Source organism: Streptomyces aureocirculatus (assembly GCF_000720475.1).
Classification (GTDB): domain Bacteria; phylum Actinomycetota; class Actinomycetes; order Streptomycetales; family Streptomycetaceae; genus Streptomyces; species Streptomyces aureocirculatus.
In genome coordinates, this window is sequence record NZ_JOAP01000033.1 from 13,362 (window position 1) to 28,063 (window position 14,702).

Below are 14,702 nucleotides of genomic sequence, written 5' to 3' on the forward strand. Positions count from 1 at the left end.
GCGCAGAAAGGCGGACACCATGGTCACCCACGTCAACGCGGAAGCTCACGGCGACGAGCGCGGCGCATTGATCGCCTTCGTGGACGCCCAGCGCGGCGGCATCCGCCGCTCGGTGCTCGGCCTGAGCGACGAGCAGGCGTCGGCCCGCCCGAGCGCCAGCGAGCTGACCCTCGGCGGCCTCGTCAAGCATGTCGCGGAGACCGAGCTGAACTGGCTGCGTATGGCACAGCAGAAGCCGAACGAGCGGCAGCGGACCGAGGAGACCTGGGGCGACAGCTTCCGGCTCGTCGAGGACGAGACGCTCGCCGACGTCCTCGCCCTCTGGGAGCAGGTGGCCGCGGAGACCGAGGAGTTCATCCGCGCGGTGCCGAGCCTTGACGACACCTTCCCGCTGCCCGATGCGCCCTGGTTCCCCAGCGACGGCGCCGTCTCCATGCGCTGGCTGATGCTGCACCTTATCGAGGAGATCGGCCGGCACGCCGGTCACGCCGACATCATCAGGGAGTCCCTCGACGGCAGAACGGCCTTCGAGCTGGTGGCCCTGGAGTCGGGCCAGTCGTGGGGATGAGCGTCCGGACCCGTACCCTAGTCAAAGTTGATGAATAGCGTCGACTGAACGACGCAAGGCAAGGGACTGAAGGGTGCGTGGATGTCAGCGATCCGGCTGCTTGTACTCGGGGCCGTCCGTCAGCACGGGCGTGCGCACGGCTACCAGGTGCGCAACGACCTGGAGTACTGGGGCGCCCACGAGTGGTCCAACGCCAAGCCGGGCTCGATCTACCACGCCCTCAAGCAGATGGCGAAGCAGGGCCTGCTGCACGAGCACGAGACCGCGCCGTCCACGGCGGGCGGTCCGCCCCGTACCGAGTACGAGATCACGGACAAGGGTGTCGAGGAGTACCTCGCCCTTGTCCGTGAGGCGCTGACGTCCACGCACAACCAGAAGCCCGACATGCTCTCGGCCGCGGTGGGCTTCATGGTCGACCTGCCGCGCGGGGAAGTCGTGGCCCTGCTGAAACAGCGGATCCAGAACATGGAGGACTGGCGGACCTCCGTCACCGACTACTACACCCCCGAGGACGGGCCCGAACAGCTCGGTCACATCGGCGAGATCATGAACCTGTGGCTGCACTCGGCGGATGCGGGCGCGGCGTGGACCCGCCAACTCGTCGAGCGTGTCGAACGCGGCGCGTACACCTTCGCCGGCGAGGGGGAGCCGTTCGTCGCGGTGCTCGCCGACGGCGAGGAGAACCCGTTCGCGACGGGGGAGCGGCACGCGGGCGACGACGCCTGAGGCATCGGCGCATCTGCGGTATCTCCGATACCTCCGGTAGCTCCGGCATATCTGATACCTCCGGCATCTGAAGCGTCACAGTAATCAAGTTTGACGAGTCTCGCGTTCGGGCAGTACCTTTGGGCCGCCCCTGGTAGTCAAGCTTGATTACCAGGGATTTTGTGGGGCACGGCTGGCGGTGCTCGACCCCTGGAGGGAGACGGATGACGGACGCGATCGTCGTCGAGGGCGCACGGAAGAGGTACGGCGAGAAGCGGGCCCTGGACGGGCTCGACCTGGTGGCCGCGCGGGGCACGGTGCACGGAGTGCTCGGTCCGAACGGCGCGGGCAAGACCACGGCGGTGCGGATCATGGCCACGCTGCTGCGGGCGGACGAGGGCCGCGTGGAGATCGCCGGGTGCGACGCGCGGCGGCAGGCGCGTGAGGTGCGCCGTCGCATCGGCCTCCTCGGTCAGCACGCCGCGGTGGACGAGGAGCTGAGCGGACGGCAGAACCTGGAGATGTTCGGGCGCCTGCACCACCTGGGCGCGCGCCGCGCGGGCGTACGGGCCGACGAACTCCTGGCCCGCTTCGGCCTCGCGGACACCGGCCGCAAGGCGGTCAAGCAGTACAGCGGCGGCATGCGGCGTCGCCTGGACCTAGCGGCGTCGCTGATTACGGAGCCGGAGGTGCTGTTCCTCGACGAACCGACGACCGGCCTCGACCCGCGCGGCAGGGCCGAGGTGTGGGAGTCGGTGCGCTCCCTGGTCGGCGGCGGTACGACGGTGCTCCTGACCACGCAGTACCTGGAGGAGGCCGACCAGTTGGCCGACCGCGTCTCCCTGGTCGACCACGGCCGGGTCATCGCCGAGGGCACCACGGACGACCTTAAGGCGCGGCTGGGCGGTGACCGCATCGACGTGGTGGTGCGCGACGGGGCCGAGCTGGTGCGCGCCGCACGCCTGCTGCCGGGCGCCGTGGGCGGCACGGACGCCCTGGGCGGCACGGACGGCGTGGGCGGCACGGACGGTGTGACGGTCGACGCCGACCGGCGGCTGGCCAGCGCGCCGGTCACCGACCGCATGGAGGCGCTGACCCGTGTGGTCCGCGCGCTCCAGGAGGAGGGCATCGAAGCGGAGGACATCGCGGTGCGCAGGCCGACCCTCGACGAGGTGTTCCTGCGCCTCACGGCGGGCCGTACGGAGGACCAGAACCGCATGAAGGAGGCCGTGTGAGCGCGACGACGACCGGTGCGACGGCACCGCCCGCGGACACGGTGAACGGCTCACGGCTCGTCCTGGCCCTCACCGACTGCTGGACGATGACCCGGCGCGAGCTCGCGCACTGGGGCCGCCAGCCCGTCCAGGTCCTGGTGGGGCTCTTCTTCCCCGTGATGATGCTGCTGATGTTCAACTACCTGATCGGCGGCGGCAAGGGCATCACGGGTGACTACGCCGAGTTCCTGGTGCCCGGGATGTTCGCGTTGACCATGGTGTTCGGTCTCGACGCGACGATGGTCGCGGTCACCACCGACCTCAACAAGGGCGTGGTGGACCGCTTCCGGTCCATGCCCATGGCCAACGGCGCCGTCCTGGTGGGCCGTTCGGTCGCCGACATGCTCCAGTCCTTCGCCTCCCTGCTCGTCATGATGGGCGTGGGCCTCACGATCGGCTGGCGCTGGCACGGCTCCCTCGCCGCGGTGGCCGGGGCGGTCGGCCTCCTCATGCTGCTGCGGTTCGCGATGCTGTGGCTCGGCATCCACCTGGCGATGGTCGCGGGCAGGCCGGAGCTTGTGACCGCCGTGCAGATCCTGGTCTGGCCGGTGGGTTTCCTGTCCAACGCGTTCACCGTCCCGGCGAACATGCCGGACTGGCTCGGCGCCGCCGTCGAGTGGAATCCGATGTCGGCGGCGGCCACCGCGGTGCGGGAGCTGTTCGGCAACGATCCCGGGGTGGCCGGGACGTCCTGGGCGGCTGAGCACGCGATGCTGCTCGCGGTGCTCTGGCCGGTGGCACTTGTGGCGGTCTTCCTGCCGCTGGCGGTACGGAGGTTCGGGGGCCTGAGCAGGTAGGCCCCCTGGACCCCAGCCCTGTCGGCGCTCCGCGCCTCGTCCTCAATCGCCGGACGGACTCTTTGGAGCCCCTCCGGCGATTGAGGAGCGGGGTCTGGGGCGGAGCCCCAGTTTCGGGAAGGGGCGGGACCGGGGCGCACCGCGAGGACCACCCACCCCCGCCCCGGAGAATCCGGACTTGCACCTCACGCGGCGTGAGGACCCAGGCTGAGGCGCGTACCGAACAAGGAGAGGGCGGAAGAGCCATGAGCTACTCCGTGGGACAGGTCGCCGGCTTCGCCGGGATCACGGTGCGCACCCTGCACCACTACGACGAGATCGGCCTGCTCGCACCGAGCGACCGCAGCCACGCGGGCCACCGCCGCTACGGCGACGGGGACCTGGACCGGCTGCAGCAGGTCCCTACCGCTGACTTATGGTCCTGACCTGCGTATATACGCCACCCGCCAGGGGCTGAGGGCACTTTGAGGGCACACCGGAGCCGAGAACGGCCTCGACGGCGTCCCGCGTGGTGTCCTCCTGGTTGGGCCAAAGGTGCGTGTACGTGTCGAGCGTGATGGGCGGCTTCGAGTGCCCGAGCCGCTTCTGAGGTTGTGTCTCGCGCGCGGGCGCGCGCGTACCGCGCCCCACTGGCAATCGCGCCGAATCCATCGCGGGACGGCTCAGGTAACCGGTTCTTCCCCTTCCCGCGCGCGAGGGGAGGCGAGCCCCGCGACCGGTCGCTATGCCCCTCACGCGCGCGCGAGGAACGGCCCGTCCACTCCTCATGCCTTGATCGGCCCGCGATAGGTGGCCCATGACCGCGCGGCAGTCGTGAGCGCGGCTCGGTGCGGTAGTGGGTCTGTGCGCTCCATGCTTTCCCACGCGACAAGTACGGCGTGCGCGAACGTGCCGACATCGGACGGGTCGGCATGACGGTACGCGGGCACCTGTCGGGCGACGGCCTCGGCCTGCTCCGGCGAGTGGCCGGACGAGATGAGGCGCAGCACGGCGAACGCCGTGTCGGCCCACGCGGGCGCAGGACAGGCAAGTGCCCAGTCCAAGAGGCGCAGACGGCCGTCGGCAGAGATCAGCATGTTCAGCGGGGACATGTCCGTATGGCTCAGGGAGCGTCCTTGCAGCCCGGTCGGAACGCCGTCGGGCAGGAAGTCGGCCCACCGTGTGTGAAGCGGCTTCTTCCGCAAGGTCTCAGGCCATGGCACCTCGGACACGGCGGTGAGCGTGCGGACGAGGGAGCCGACGTCAGGCGAACCAGGGGCAAGGTCCGAGTGTCGGCCGTCGACGTACTCGTATCCGACGAGCAGCCACCCATCCGCCTCGACTTCCCACAGCAGTCGAGGGGCGAGCGGAGCGTGCCGCGTCACCTGCGCCTCGTGCCGGTACACCCACGCCGACGGGTCATCGAGCTGCGTGCCCTTGACGAACAGGCGCCCCGAGCGGGCATGCACCGTGCAGGCGAGGCGGGACATCACCCCGTGGCTGGCCGTCTCGGCCCGCTGTACCTGTCCCGCGTGGCGCTCGACGACACGCTGTACGGCAGCCGGTAGGTCATGCCATGAGATGCGCTCCACCCCGCGTTCCCCCCTTCGGTCGCGTCGGACAAACGGAGACCGGTCCCCGGCCCGGCCACAGAGTGGCACAGACCGGAGACCGGCACGGGGAAAGCGTCGAGCGTCAGACCTTCTTGGGGCTGTTCAGGCTGTCGCTGCAATTCGCGTGGCATTGCGAGCACTCCGCGAGGTCCAGCTCAGGCCAGAACTCCATGTCGAGTTCGTACCCGGCGAGCGTGATCGCGTCCACGGTTCGCTCGCGCAGCGTCTTGCCCCCGCCGTGCTCGTCCTTGTCGAGGAAACCCGGTTGGTGGTGCACGAACGAGCCGAACGTCTGCTCGCAGAAGTCCTGATACGCCTTGGTGTGGAGCAGGAAGGCGTGCCAGAAGTCATCCACCAGGGGCGAAGGGCTGAGCGGCTTGTCGCTGCGGGCGCTCGCCGCTACGAATGCGAGCATCTGCCCAACTCCGCGGTCTGCCTTCTCCTCGGTCAGTTGGGGGAACCTGCCGCGCATGTTGGCGGAAAGGGTTGATCGCAGCTCGGCGCTGATCAGCCTCCGCGCGTCGATCGTTGCGCGCTCTTGGATGGTGGTCATGTTCCTTGCCTCCTTGAGTCGGTGGTGCAACGGGCGTGGGTGGTAGCGACCGCGGCCGGGCGCTCCGCCACGGTCCGCGGTATGACCCCGCCCGCCGGGGGCTGTCCGGTCACTCGGCGGGCGGGGAGTTCTATGCCGTCAGATGGACGGCGAGTCGGGCACGGAGTGCGCGGGGCCTGCCGCGTCCTGGCCGTCGAGGCTGTCGCTGATGAGGAAGCCGAGGCAGGAGAATCCTGCGGCCATCCCCAGGGCCCACAGCCACCCCAGGACGCGCCCCAAAGGGTCACAGCGAAGCGGTACGACTGCGGACGCGTGGCGCGCGTTCACGACACTGCCTCGCGCTTCGCGTTGCGCTGATCGATGATGCGCCCGATCTGACAGGCGCAGACCTCCATCTGATCAGGGGTGAGGATGAGCGTCGTCTCACTTGCCCCGCCGTCCTCGAAGTGAACTTGCACAGGCAGGGAGCCTTGTTGCGCACGAGGGTCGTAGACCGCGTCCCGCCGTATCGGCGTGATGTGGGTGACCTGAGCAGGCACCGGCCGCAGAGTCGTGCCGTCGGCGGGGGCGGACCAATCGTCACCGCCGCCCGGCGGGCGCAGGTGGTAGGTCCGCCGCCCCTCGCCGGGCAGGGCGACGACGACACCGACCCTGCCGTCTCGGGCGGTGTCTCGGGCGAGGTCTCCGAGCTGTGGGTGGAAGGGGGCCGCTGTGCCTAACTCTCCGCCCTGGGAAGGGAGATGAGGTGCTGGTCGTGGCGTCATGCCATCGACGCTAGGAGGACGTCAGGGGCTCAATATGAGGGCGAGGAATATGACCCTCATCCGTCCAGGTGGAAGCGATCGGACATGCGGCGCAGCTTCTCGCGCGTGGCGGCGCGCTCGGCGTAGACGATGCTCCGGAGCGTCGCGCGGGCGATGGGGTGGTTGCGTACGAGCTGCGGAGCGATCCGCTCGGCCCTCTCCAGTTCGACGAGCGCCTTGTCCCGGCTGCCGTCCCACAACCACGCCCGGGCGAGGTCCATGTGGTGGTGCCCCTGGCGGGAGTTGGGCAGAGCGGCGACCAACGCGGGACTGGTGCGGCGGTTTATGGCGAGCGCCTTGGTCTGCTCGCCCGTCTCCAGGGCGACGCTGATCGCGTGAATCTGTACGTTGCCCTGGGAGAACGTCAGCGAATGACGGTCGTAGACCGGTGGCCCTTGGCGCTCGCCCATGCGGTCGGCGGCGGCGCGGGCATGCCCGATCCGTTCCTCGGCTTCGGCTACGCGGTTCCCACGTGCGGCAGAGACCGCAGCGCGTAGCTGTAGTGATCCCCAGGCGCGCACCGCGAGCGGTTCGCCGCTGTCATAACCGTCCTGCACGCTGTTGAGCGCCCGGTCCGACAGGCTCAGCGCGTCGGACCAATCGGCGGTGGCCCACATGTCCCACACGCGCATCCAGTCGGCTACGGCGGGCATCACCGCGTCGCCGGACAGCCGGGCGGACCACGCGGCCCGCTCGCAAGCCATGGCGATCAGCTCGGGATGTCCGAGCGCGTGCGCGGCGGTGTGGGCGAACTTGCAGCACACCGCGTACACCGCGTACGCCTCTTCGCGCTCGTGACCCGTAGCGACCTCGGCGAGCGCGCGGGTCTCGCGCAGCAGATCGGGCAGGACGCGCAGGATCGCGACGTTCGCCGCTGCGTCCCGCAAGCGGTGCAACCGCGTCATCTCGCGCCACAAGGCGGCCGACGGGCGCGGCGTGCCGTCATATACGGGGGTGAGGTCATAGCGCCGCAGCTCTCTCATGATCGAGGACGCGGCGACCTGCCACTGATTCTCGCTCGGGCTGCTCGTGTACGGCCGTCCGATCAGGTCGTTGGGATGTACGTGCAGCTCGGCGGCAATCGCGTTGAGCAGCCCCACGCGGTCTATCTCGATCTGCCCGCACTCCATCTTGGACACCCACCCCTGACTCTTCCCCAGGGCTGCGGCGAGGTCCGCCTGCGGCATCCCGAGGCGCAGGCGCGCCCGGCGTACGCGACGGCCGATCTCTTCGGCTTCCTCCAGCATCAGCTCACCCCCAAGACTGCGGCGGGGCTGCTGGGCTCATGCGGTCGGCAGGGCATCAGGGCTCCATCCGTTCGGGCCTGTCCATTCAGAACGGTACCCATCCCTGTGTGGGCCGCAGGGGCTGTCGCGCTCTCTCTCGCTCGGCCGAGACCCGGGCGGGGCCGTCGGCGTGGTGCACCCATGAAAGCCACGGGCACGCTCTTGTGCCCCGAGGGCACACTCAGGGCACAAGGACCGGGAAGGGCCCGGAAAACGTCCCCCTCGACGAGGTCGCGACCCTGCTCGACGACCCGGACGCGGACCCGCGCGCGCATCTGCGCCGCCAGCACGAGCTGCTGTCCGCCCGCATCGTCAAGCTCCAGCAGATGGTCACGGCCGTCGAGACCGCCATGGAGGCGCAACGCATGGGCATCAACCTCACCCCCGAGGAGAAGTTCGAGGTGTTCGGGGACTTCGACCCGGACCAGCACGCCGAGGAGGTGGAGCGCCGCTGGGGCGACACGGAGGCGTACGCGGAGTCGCAGCGCCGCACCGCCTGGGGCTATAAGGACCAGGGGACCAGGGGGCCCGAGGTCAGGACTTGCCCTGGAACCTGTCCGTGTCACCTGGCGTTGGTAACTTGGGGCGGCGACCGCTGTCATCACATCGCACGGCCGCCCCCGAAGCCCGCCGCACTTCCTCACACCCACAGGAGCCCGGAACCGTGACGACGCTTGCGCTCGGACCAAGCTGGCTAGATCCGGACTACCTGCTGAACCAGTTCGGCCTCTGGGGCCTGCTCCTGATCGTCTTCGCCGAGTCGGGCCTGCTCATCGGCTTCTTCCTGCCCGGTGACTCGCTCCTGTTCACCACCGGCCTGCTGATCACGACGAACAAGCTGGACACCCCGCTGTGGCTGACCTGCATCCTGATCTGCATCGCCGCGATCGCCGGTGACCAGGCCGGATATCTCTTCGGCAAGAAGGTCGGACCCTCCCTGTTCAACCGCCCGGACTCCAAGCTCTTCAAGCAGGAGAACGTGGTCAAGGCCCATGAGTTCTTCGAGAAGCACGGCCCGAAGTCCCTGGTCCTGGCCCGCTTCGTGCCGATCGTGCGGACGTTCACGCCGATCATCGCGGGCGTCAGCGGCATGCGGTACCGCTCGTTCATCACGTTCAACATCATCGGCGGCGTCCTGTGGGGCGCGGGCGTCACGCTGCTCGGCGCCTGGCTCGGCAAGCACGAGTTCGTCCACAAGAACATCGAGGCGATCCTGATCCTGATCGTCCTGATCTCGGTGGTGCCGATCATCATCGAGTTCCTGCGGGCCCGAGGCAAGGGCAAGAAGGGGGCCGCCCAGTCCCCGGACCAGACCTCCGCGGGCCAGGCCTCCCAGGCCTCGGCCCAGGAGGACGACTCCGCGGACGGTCAGCAGTACCGGACCCAGGAGCCGCAGTACCCGTACCAGGGCGGCTACTCCCAGCAGTACGAGGGCCAGCCCCAGCACCCCCACCAGCCCCAGTACCCGGGTGGGCAGCAGTACCAGGGCGGTCAGTACGGCGACCAGCAGAACCAGGGGCAGTACGGCGACCAGCAGAACCAGGGGCAGTACGGCAACCAGCAGTACCAGAGCCAGTACGGCAACCAGCAGTACCAAGGGCAGTACGGCGGCCAGCAGCCGTACGGAAACGACCAGCAGCAGTACGGCGGCGATCAGCAGTACGGCGGCCAGCAGCAGCAGTACGGCGGCGGTCAGTACCAGGCGCAGCAGCCCCAGCACCCGGACGAGCAGGGCCAGTACCCCGACCAGCAGACCCAGTTCCTGGGACAGCAGCCCCTGTACCCGGACCCCCACCAGGCCCCGGACCACCAGACCCCGGATCACGAGGCCCCGGACCACCAGACCCAGTACCTGCGGCGGCAGCCCCCGGCCCCCGACGACTCCGAGCAGCACAACCAGAACAGGTACTGACCGGAGCCGTACCGAGCCGTACGGGTTAGAAGCCGCGCGTCCGCTTGGCCGCGCGGCGCCCCCGCTGGTCCTGCGCCGCCGGGGCCTTGAGGAAGAGACGGGACAGCTCCCCGCCGAGGTTCACGCCGATCGCGATGGCCAGGGCGAGCGCCGCCGCCTTGGAGAGCGAGGCGAGGCCCGGGTTCAGGTTGTTGCGGGCGATCTCAAGAAGTCCGAAGTACGTCGCGCTACCGGGAAGCAGCGGCCCGATCGCCGCCGTCACGAACGGCAGCGCGGAAGCGAACCGGTAGCGCGAGAGCAACTGCCCGAACAGGCCCACGAGCCCTGCCGCGACCGCCGTGGCCGCCACCGGCGAGATGTCCCCGGCCCGCGCGAGCGCACCGTAGACCACCCAGGCGACCCCGCCGTTCAGGGTGACGAGCAGCACGGTTGAACGTTCCTGCTGAAGCAGGATCGCGAAGGCGAGGCTCAGTGCCATGGACGCGGCGATCTGGATCCAGGGCCGGTCGCTGGTGTGGATCGACGTCTCCGGGTTGAGGCCCGCGTCGAGGGTCACGCCGAGATAGAGCACCATCAGGACGCCGCAGACGATGCCGACGATCAGATACCCGACTTCCAGGAGCCGGGCGGCCGCGGTGATGTAGTAGCCGGTCAGACCGTCCTGGACGCCCGCGACGAGCGCCCGCCCCGGAATCAGCGCGAACAGCCCACCGGTGATCACCGCGGACGCCTTCACGTCCGGCATGTCGAGCAGACTGATCGCCACGCCCATGGCGGCGGGCGGCATCGCCGCGACCACGAACTGGTAGAACTCCGGCAGACCGCGCCCGGCGCACAGCCACGCGAGCCGGTCGCCCAGCATCGCGCCAAGGGCGGCCGCGACGAACACGAGCACGTCACCGCCGACGAGGACGGACGCCGAACCGGCGAGCAGCCCGGCCGCGGCCGTCAGGGCCCAGCCCGGGTAGGGGTGCCGGTTGCGGCGCACCTCGGCGAGGCGCCGGTAGGCCTCCTCCAGGGAGACCTCGACGTCCTCGGAGCTGATGTCGTCCACGAGCTGGTAGACGGCCGCGAGACGCGTGTAGTCCGTGCCGCGGCGGCGGACCGTCCGCGACGCCGTCACCGGGTCGTCGACAAGGGACGGCTGGTACGAGATGGCGATCAGCGTGAACGTGACGTTCGGCTCGCAGCGGTCGAGGCCGTAGGAGTGCGTGACGGCGAACATCGCCGCCTCCACGTCCTCCGCGCCCTCGCCGCCGGCCAGGAGCAGCTCCCCGATGCGCAGCGTCAGGTCCAGGACGCGCGGTACGGCGCGCCCCTCGTCGTCCTCCCGCTTCTGCGTCGGCTCCGGTGCCGGGCGCTCGGCCACCGGGGTGCGCAGCATCGTACGCATCCGGTCCTGCCAGGGCGCCTCCTTCGTCAGCCGGACGATGGGCACCCCGCCGGGCGGCGTGAAGGCGGGCGGCTGCTGCCGGGCGTCGTAGGTCTGCGGCGGGGTGAACGCCGACGACTCGTTGTCCTCGGGCACCTGCGGGATCCTGAGGCCCGTCGGGATCGTGAACTCGGAGGACGGATGGTCTTCCTCGGCCTCGGCCGTCTGGTCGACGCCGCCCACCGGGGCGAAGGCGCTGTGCGCCTCGTCCGACTGCGGCTTGCGGTCTTCCTCCTCCGGTTCAGCCACCGGTGATGCCTCGCTCCTATGTGCGTACGTGTCGTTGCGCGCCCTACGTACGTCAGTATGCGCACGACGTACGTAGGTATGCGTCCGCATCCATGGCGCAGACGCGGACGGGCCGCGTGACCCGGGGAGGTCACGCGGCCCGTCGGCTGCGGCTCGCGGGGGCTCAGTGGCCGCCCTGCGCCTCGAAGCGCTTGTACGAGGCCTCGATCTCGGCCTCGGCGTCGGTGCGGCCGACCCAGTCGGCGCCCTCGACGGACTTGCCGGGCTCCAGGTCCTTGTAGACCTCGAAGAAGTGCTGGATCTCCAGGCGGTCGAACTCGGACACGTGGTGGATGTCGCGCAGGTGCTCCACACGCGGGTCGGAGGCGGGGACGCACAGCAGCTTGTCGTCGCCGCCGGCCTCGTCCGTCATCCGGAACATGCCGATCGCGCGGCACTTGATGAGGCAGCCGGGGAAGGTCGGCTCGTCCAGGATGACCAGGGCGTCCAGCGGGTCGCCGTCCTCACCGAGGGTGTTCTCGACGAAGCCGTAGTCCGCCGGGTAGCTGGTGGACGTGAAGAGTCGACGGTCCAGGCGGATACGGCCGGTCTCGTGGTCGACCTCGTACTTGTTCCGCGAACCCTTCGGAATCTCGATGGTGACGTCGAACTCCACGGGTGGCTCCTCCATGATCAGCACATACTTCGGGTGGTTAAGTGTCCCTCACGCAGATGTGTGATCGCGAAAGGGGCAGGTCGTCGTGGACGAGCGCAAGCCTGGGCAGCAGTTTCGGCGGCTGCTGCAGTTTCTGAGGCGGCTTGCCGTCAAGCCGCCCGCGAAACTCAGGACCTGGCAGCTCACGGCCGTCTCGGCCGCTGTCGGCCTCGTCGTCGCGGCCGTGGCGATCGCCGCGGCCGGCCCCTGGGACTCCTCCGGTCAGCGTACGGCCGAGCGGGACCTCGCGGCTTCCCGGGAAGCCGGGGGTGGCGGAGATCACGCCGGGGCGCCGGGCCGCGAGGCGTCGGACTCGGTGCCGAGCGCCCCCGCCGTGCTCGCCGGACTCTCCCGTTCCGCCCGTACCGCCGACGGGACGGGCACCAAGTCCCTCACCGCCGTCCTCGACCCGCTCATGGACGACGCGAAGCTGGGGCCCGAGCGCTCCGCGGTGGTCGTGGACGTGGTCTCCGGCAAGCGCGTGTACGGCAAGGGGGCGGGGCGGGAGCTGACCCCCGCGTCCACCACGAAGATCGCCACCGCGGTCGCCGCCCTGTCCGCCCTCGGCCCCAACCACCGGCTGACCACGAAAACCGTCGTCGAGCCGGGATCCCGCGACGTCGTCCTCGTCGGCGGCGGCGACCCCACGCTGACCGCCCGCGGCGAGGGCCGCTACGTGACCGAGTCCGCGAGCCTGCGCGATCTCGCCGACGACACCGCCGAAGCCCTCAAGAAGCGCGGCGCCGACCAGGACGTCACCCTTTCCTACGACACGTCCCGCTACTCAGGACCGCCGCAGCACCCCATCGGCCCCAACGAGAACATCGCCCCCGTCAGCGCCCTCATGGCCGACGAGGGCCGCCTCGACACATCCTCGTCGGGGACCGCGCCGCGCACCGCCGAGCCCGCGGGCGACGCCGCGCGGAACTTCGCCAACCTGCTGCGCGAACGCGGCATCGGCATCGAGGCCGACCCCGGCCCCCGCAAGGCGGGCGCGGACGCCGAGCACCTGGCGAGCACCCGGTCCCAGCCCCTCGCCGCCCTGGTCGAGCGGATGCTGACGCACAGCGACAACGACATCGCCGAGGCCCTGGCGCGCGAGACCGCCGTGGCCGCCGGGGAGCCCGCGAGCTTCGAGGGGGCCTCGCGGGCGGTGCGGGCCCGGCTCGGCAAGCTCGGCCTGCCGCTCGACGGAGCCGTGTTCGACGACGGCAGCGGCCTCGACCGGGACGACCGGCTCAGCGCGAAGCTCCTGGCCGCCCTCCTGAAGCGGGCCGCCGGGCCCGGTCACCCGGAGCTGCGCCCCGTGGTCACCGGCCTGCCGGTCGCCGGATTCACCGGCACCCTGGTCGGCCGTTACCCGGACGCGTCCGCGGGCACCGGTCTCGTACGCGCCAAGACCGGCACCCTCACCGGCGTGAACAGCCTCGCCGGCACCGTGGTCGACGCGAACGGACGTCTCCTGGTCTTCGCCTTCATGACCAACGGCACGACGGACCCCCAGGGCGCCCAGTCCACCCTTGACGCCATGGCCACGGCCCTCGCGGTCCGCGGGTCGTAGCGCCCCGTCCCGCGCGGGCCGGACCCACGGCGCCCCCAACCCCGGACGCGGGCCCGGCCGACCACGTACGGTTGACGGCATGACGAGCCTCGGTGGTGCGGAGATGGTCGACTGGAACCTCGCGGTGGCGACCGCGACCCGGCTCGTGCGGCCGGGCCCGGAGGTCAGCAGGGACGAGGCCCGCGCGGTGGTCGCCGAGCTGCGCAAACACGCCAAGTCCTCGGAGGGACACGTCCGTTCGTTCACCCGTATGGGTACGGAGGACACCCACGACACCCCCGTCCTGGTGGTGGACCGCGCGGGCTGGGTGCGCGCCAACGTCGCGGGCTTCCGGGAGGTGCTCAAGCCGCTCCTGGAGAAGATGCAGGACCGCCGCGGCGGCGGCCCCGGCGGCGCCGTGCTCGGCGCGGTCGGCGGCAAGGTGACGGGCGTCGAGCTCGGCATGCTGCTCTCCTTCCTGGCCTCCCGCGTCCTCGGCCAGTACGAGACCTTCGCCCCCGCCACCCGCGAGCTCCCGGCCGGCGCCAACGGCGGCGGCAGGCTCCTGCTCGTGGCGCCCAACATCGTCCACGTGGAGCGCGAACTCGACGTGGACCCGCACGACTTCAGGCTCTGGGTGTGCCTGCACGAGGAGACCCACCGCACCCAGTTCTCGTCCGTGCCGTGGCTGCGCGACCACCTGGAGGGCGAGATCCAGGCCTTCCTCAGCGAGACCGACGTCGACCCGATGACGGTCCTGGAGCGCATCAGGGAGGCGGCCCAGTCGCTGGCGGGCGGCCGCTCCGACGGCGCGGAGTACGAGGACGGCAGGACCGGTGCGGCCGACGGCGGCCGCTCCTTCGTGGAGATCGTCCAGACCCCGGCGCAGCGCGAGATCCTGGCCCGCCTGACCGCCGTCATGTCCCTGCTCGAAGGCCACGCGGACTACGTCATGGACGGTGTCGGACCCGATGTCGTGCCGTCCGTCACCGAGATCCGGGAGAAGTTCAAGGAGCGCCGCAGGCGCGGCGCGGGCCGCCTCGACCAGGCGCTGCGCAAACTCCTCGGCCTGGACGCGAAGCTGCGGCAGTACCGCGACGGCGAGCGGTTCGTACGAGCGGTCGTGGACGAGGTCGGCATGGACGGCTTCAACCGCGTGTGGACCTCCCCGAACACGCTGCCCACCAAGGCCGAGATCGCCAAACCGGCGGACTGGGTCGCACGGATGCACCACAGGGCGGACTGAGCGAACCGATGCGGCCGACGGCAGAAGAACGCCTCCGCAATCACCCGTCCG

At 70.4% G+C, this 14,702-nt stretch carries 13 protein-coding genes and 2 pseudogenes; 9 read left to right on the forward strand and 6 right to left on the reverse strand.

Annotation, left to right across the window (positions count from 1 at the left end; translation table 11 throughout):
- Nucleotides 1-19 precede the first annotated feature (19 nt).
- From IG78_RS0127450 to IG78_RS0127470, 5 genes and pseudogenes are all read left to right on the forward strand, one after another.
- Entirely contained in the window at nt 20-568 is a 549-nt protein-coding gene (locus tag IG78_RS0127450; protein WP_030567856.1) for a DinB family protein, read from the forward strand.
- Nucleotides 569-649: 81 nt separating this feature from the next.
- The gene (locus tag IG78_RS0127455; protein ID WP_030567858.1) at nt 650-1,294 is read left to right on the forward strand and encodes a PadR family transcriptional regulator; all 645 of its coding nucleotides are present in this window, start codon (nt 650-652) and stop codon (nt 1,292-1,294) included.
- Nucleotides 1,295-1,497: 203 nt separating this feature from the next.
- Nucleotides 1,498-2,508: a daunorubicin resistance protein DrrA family ABC transporter ATP-binding protein gene (locus IG78_RS0127460; RefSeq protein WP_030567860.1), complete on the forward strand. Its 1,011-nt coding sequence runs from the start codon at nt 1,498-1,500 to the stop codon at nt 2,506-2,508.
- On the forward strand, nt 2,505-3,344 hold the full coding sequence (locus tag IG78_RS0127465; protein ID WP_030567862.1) for an ABC transporter permease: 840 nt from the start codon (nt 2,505-2,507) through the stop codon (nt 3,342-3,344). The genes IG78_RS0127460 and IG78_RS0127465 overlap by 4 nt, the downstream gene beginning before the upstream one ends.
- A 245-nt stretch (nt 3,345-3,589) precedes the next feature.
- A pseudogene (locus IG78_RS0127470) lies at nt 3,590-3,745 on the forward strand (MerR family transcriptional regulator); the annotation flags it as partial.
- A gap of 363 nt (nt 3,746-4,108) precedes the next feature.
- Here IG78_RS0127470 and IG78_RS0127475 read toward each other — a convergent pair.
- The 4 genes from IG78_RS0127475 to IG78_RS0127500 form a co-directional block, all read right to left on the reverse strand.
- Entirely contained in the window at nt 4,109-4,813 is a 705-nt protein-coding gene (locus IG78_RS0127475; RefSeq protein ID WP_157855883.1) for a phosphotransferase, read from the reverse strand.
- A 205-nt stretch (nt 4,814-5,018) separates the two neighbouring features.
- Nucleotides 5,019-5,489, reverse strand: coding sequence for a glycine-rich domain-containing protein (locus IG78_RS0127480; RefSeq protein WP_030567868.1), 471 nt, complete (start codon nt 5,487-5,489; stop codon nt 5,019-5,021).
- A gap of 323 nt (nt 5,490-5,812) precedes the next feature.
- A complete protein-coding gene (locus IG78_RS51660) occupies nt 5,813-6,028 on the reverse strand; it encodes a hypothetical protein (RefSeq protein ID WP_225882245.1) in 216 nt (71 codons plus the stop codon).
- A gap of 281 nt (nt 6,029-6,309) precedes the next feature.
- Nucleotides 6,310-7,539 carry a helix-turn-helix domain-containing protein gene (locus tag IG78_RS0127500; protein WP_030567872.1) on the reverse strand — a complete coding sequence of 410 codons (1,230 nt, stop codon included), beginning with the start codon at nt 7,537-7,539 and terminating at the stop codon, nt 6,310-6,312.
- A 257-nt stretch (nt 7,540-7,796) separates the two neighbouring features.
- On the opposite strand from IG78_RS0127500, the pseudogene IG78_RS42755 reads away from it, so the two are divergent.
- Together IG78_RS42755 and IG78_RS0127510 are read left to right on the forward strand one after the other, a co-directional pair.
- Nucleotides 7,797-8,102 (forward strand): annotated as a pseudogene (locus IG78_RS42755) (MerR family transcriptional regulator); the annotation flags it as partial.
- 140 nt (nt 8,103-8,242) lie between these two features.
- Nucleotides 8,243-9,490 carry a DedA family protein gene (locus tag IG78_RS0127510; RefSeq protein WP_030567876.1) on the forward strand — a complete coding sequence of 416 codons (1,248 nt, stop codon included), beginning with the start codon at nt 8,243-8,245 and terminating at the stop codon, nt 9,488-9,490.
- A gap of 25 nt (nt 9,491-9,515) precedes the next feature.
- Here IG78_RS0127510 and IG78_RS0127515 read toward each other — a convergent pair whose 3' ends face one another.
- Entirely contained in the window at nt 9,516-11,171 is a 1,656-nt protein-coding gene (locus IG78_RS0127515) for a threonine/serine exporter family protein (protein ID WP_030567878.1), read from the reverse strand.
- A 163-nt stretch (nt 11,172-11,334) separates the two neighbouring features.
- A complete protein-coding gene (locus IG78_RS0127520) occupies nt 11,335-11,826 on the reverse strand; it encodes an inorganic diphosphatase (RefSeq protein ID WP_030567880.1) in 492 nt (163 codons plus the stop codon).
- 85 nt (nt 11,827-11,911) lie between these two features.
- On the opposite strand from IG78_RS0127520, the gene dacB reads away from it, so the two are divergent.
- Nucleotides 11,912-13,426, forward strand: coding sequence for a D-alanyl-D-alanine carboxypeptidase/D-alanyl-D-alanine endopeptidase (gene dacB / locus IG78_RS0127525; RefSeq protein WP_030567882.1), 1,515 nt, complete (start codon nt 11,912-11,914; stop codon nt 13,424-13,426).
- 79 nt (nt 13,427-13,505) lie between these two features.
- The gene (locus IG78_RS0127530; RefSeq protein WP_030567884.1) at nt 13,506-14,651 is read left to right on the forward strand and encodes a zinc-dependent metalloprotease; all 1,146 of its coding nucleotides are present in this window, start codon (nt 13,506-13,508) and stop codon (nt 14,649-14,651) included.
- The last annotated feature ends 51 nt before the right edge of the window (nt 14,652-14,702 follow it).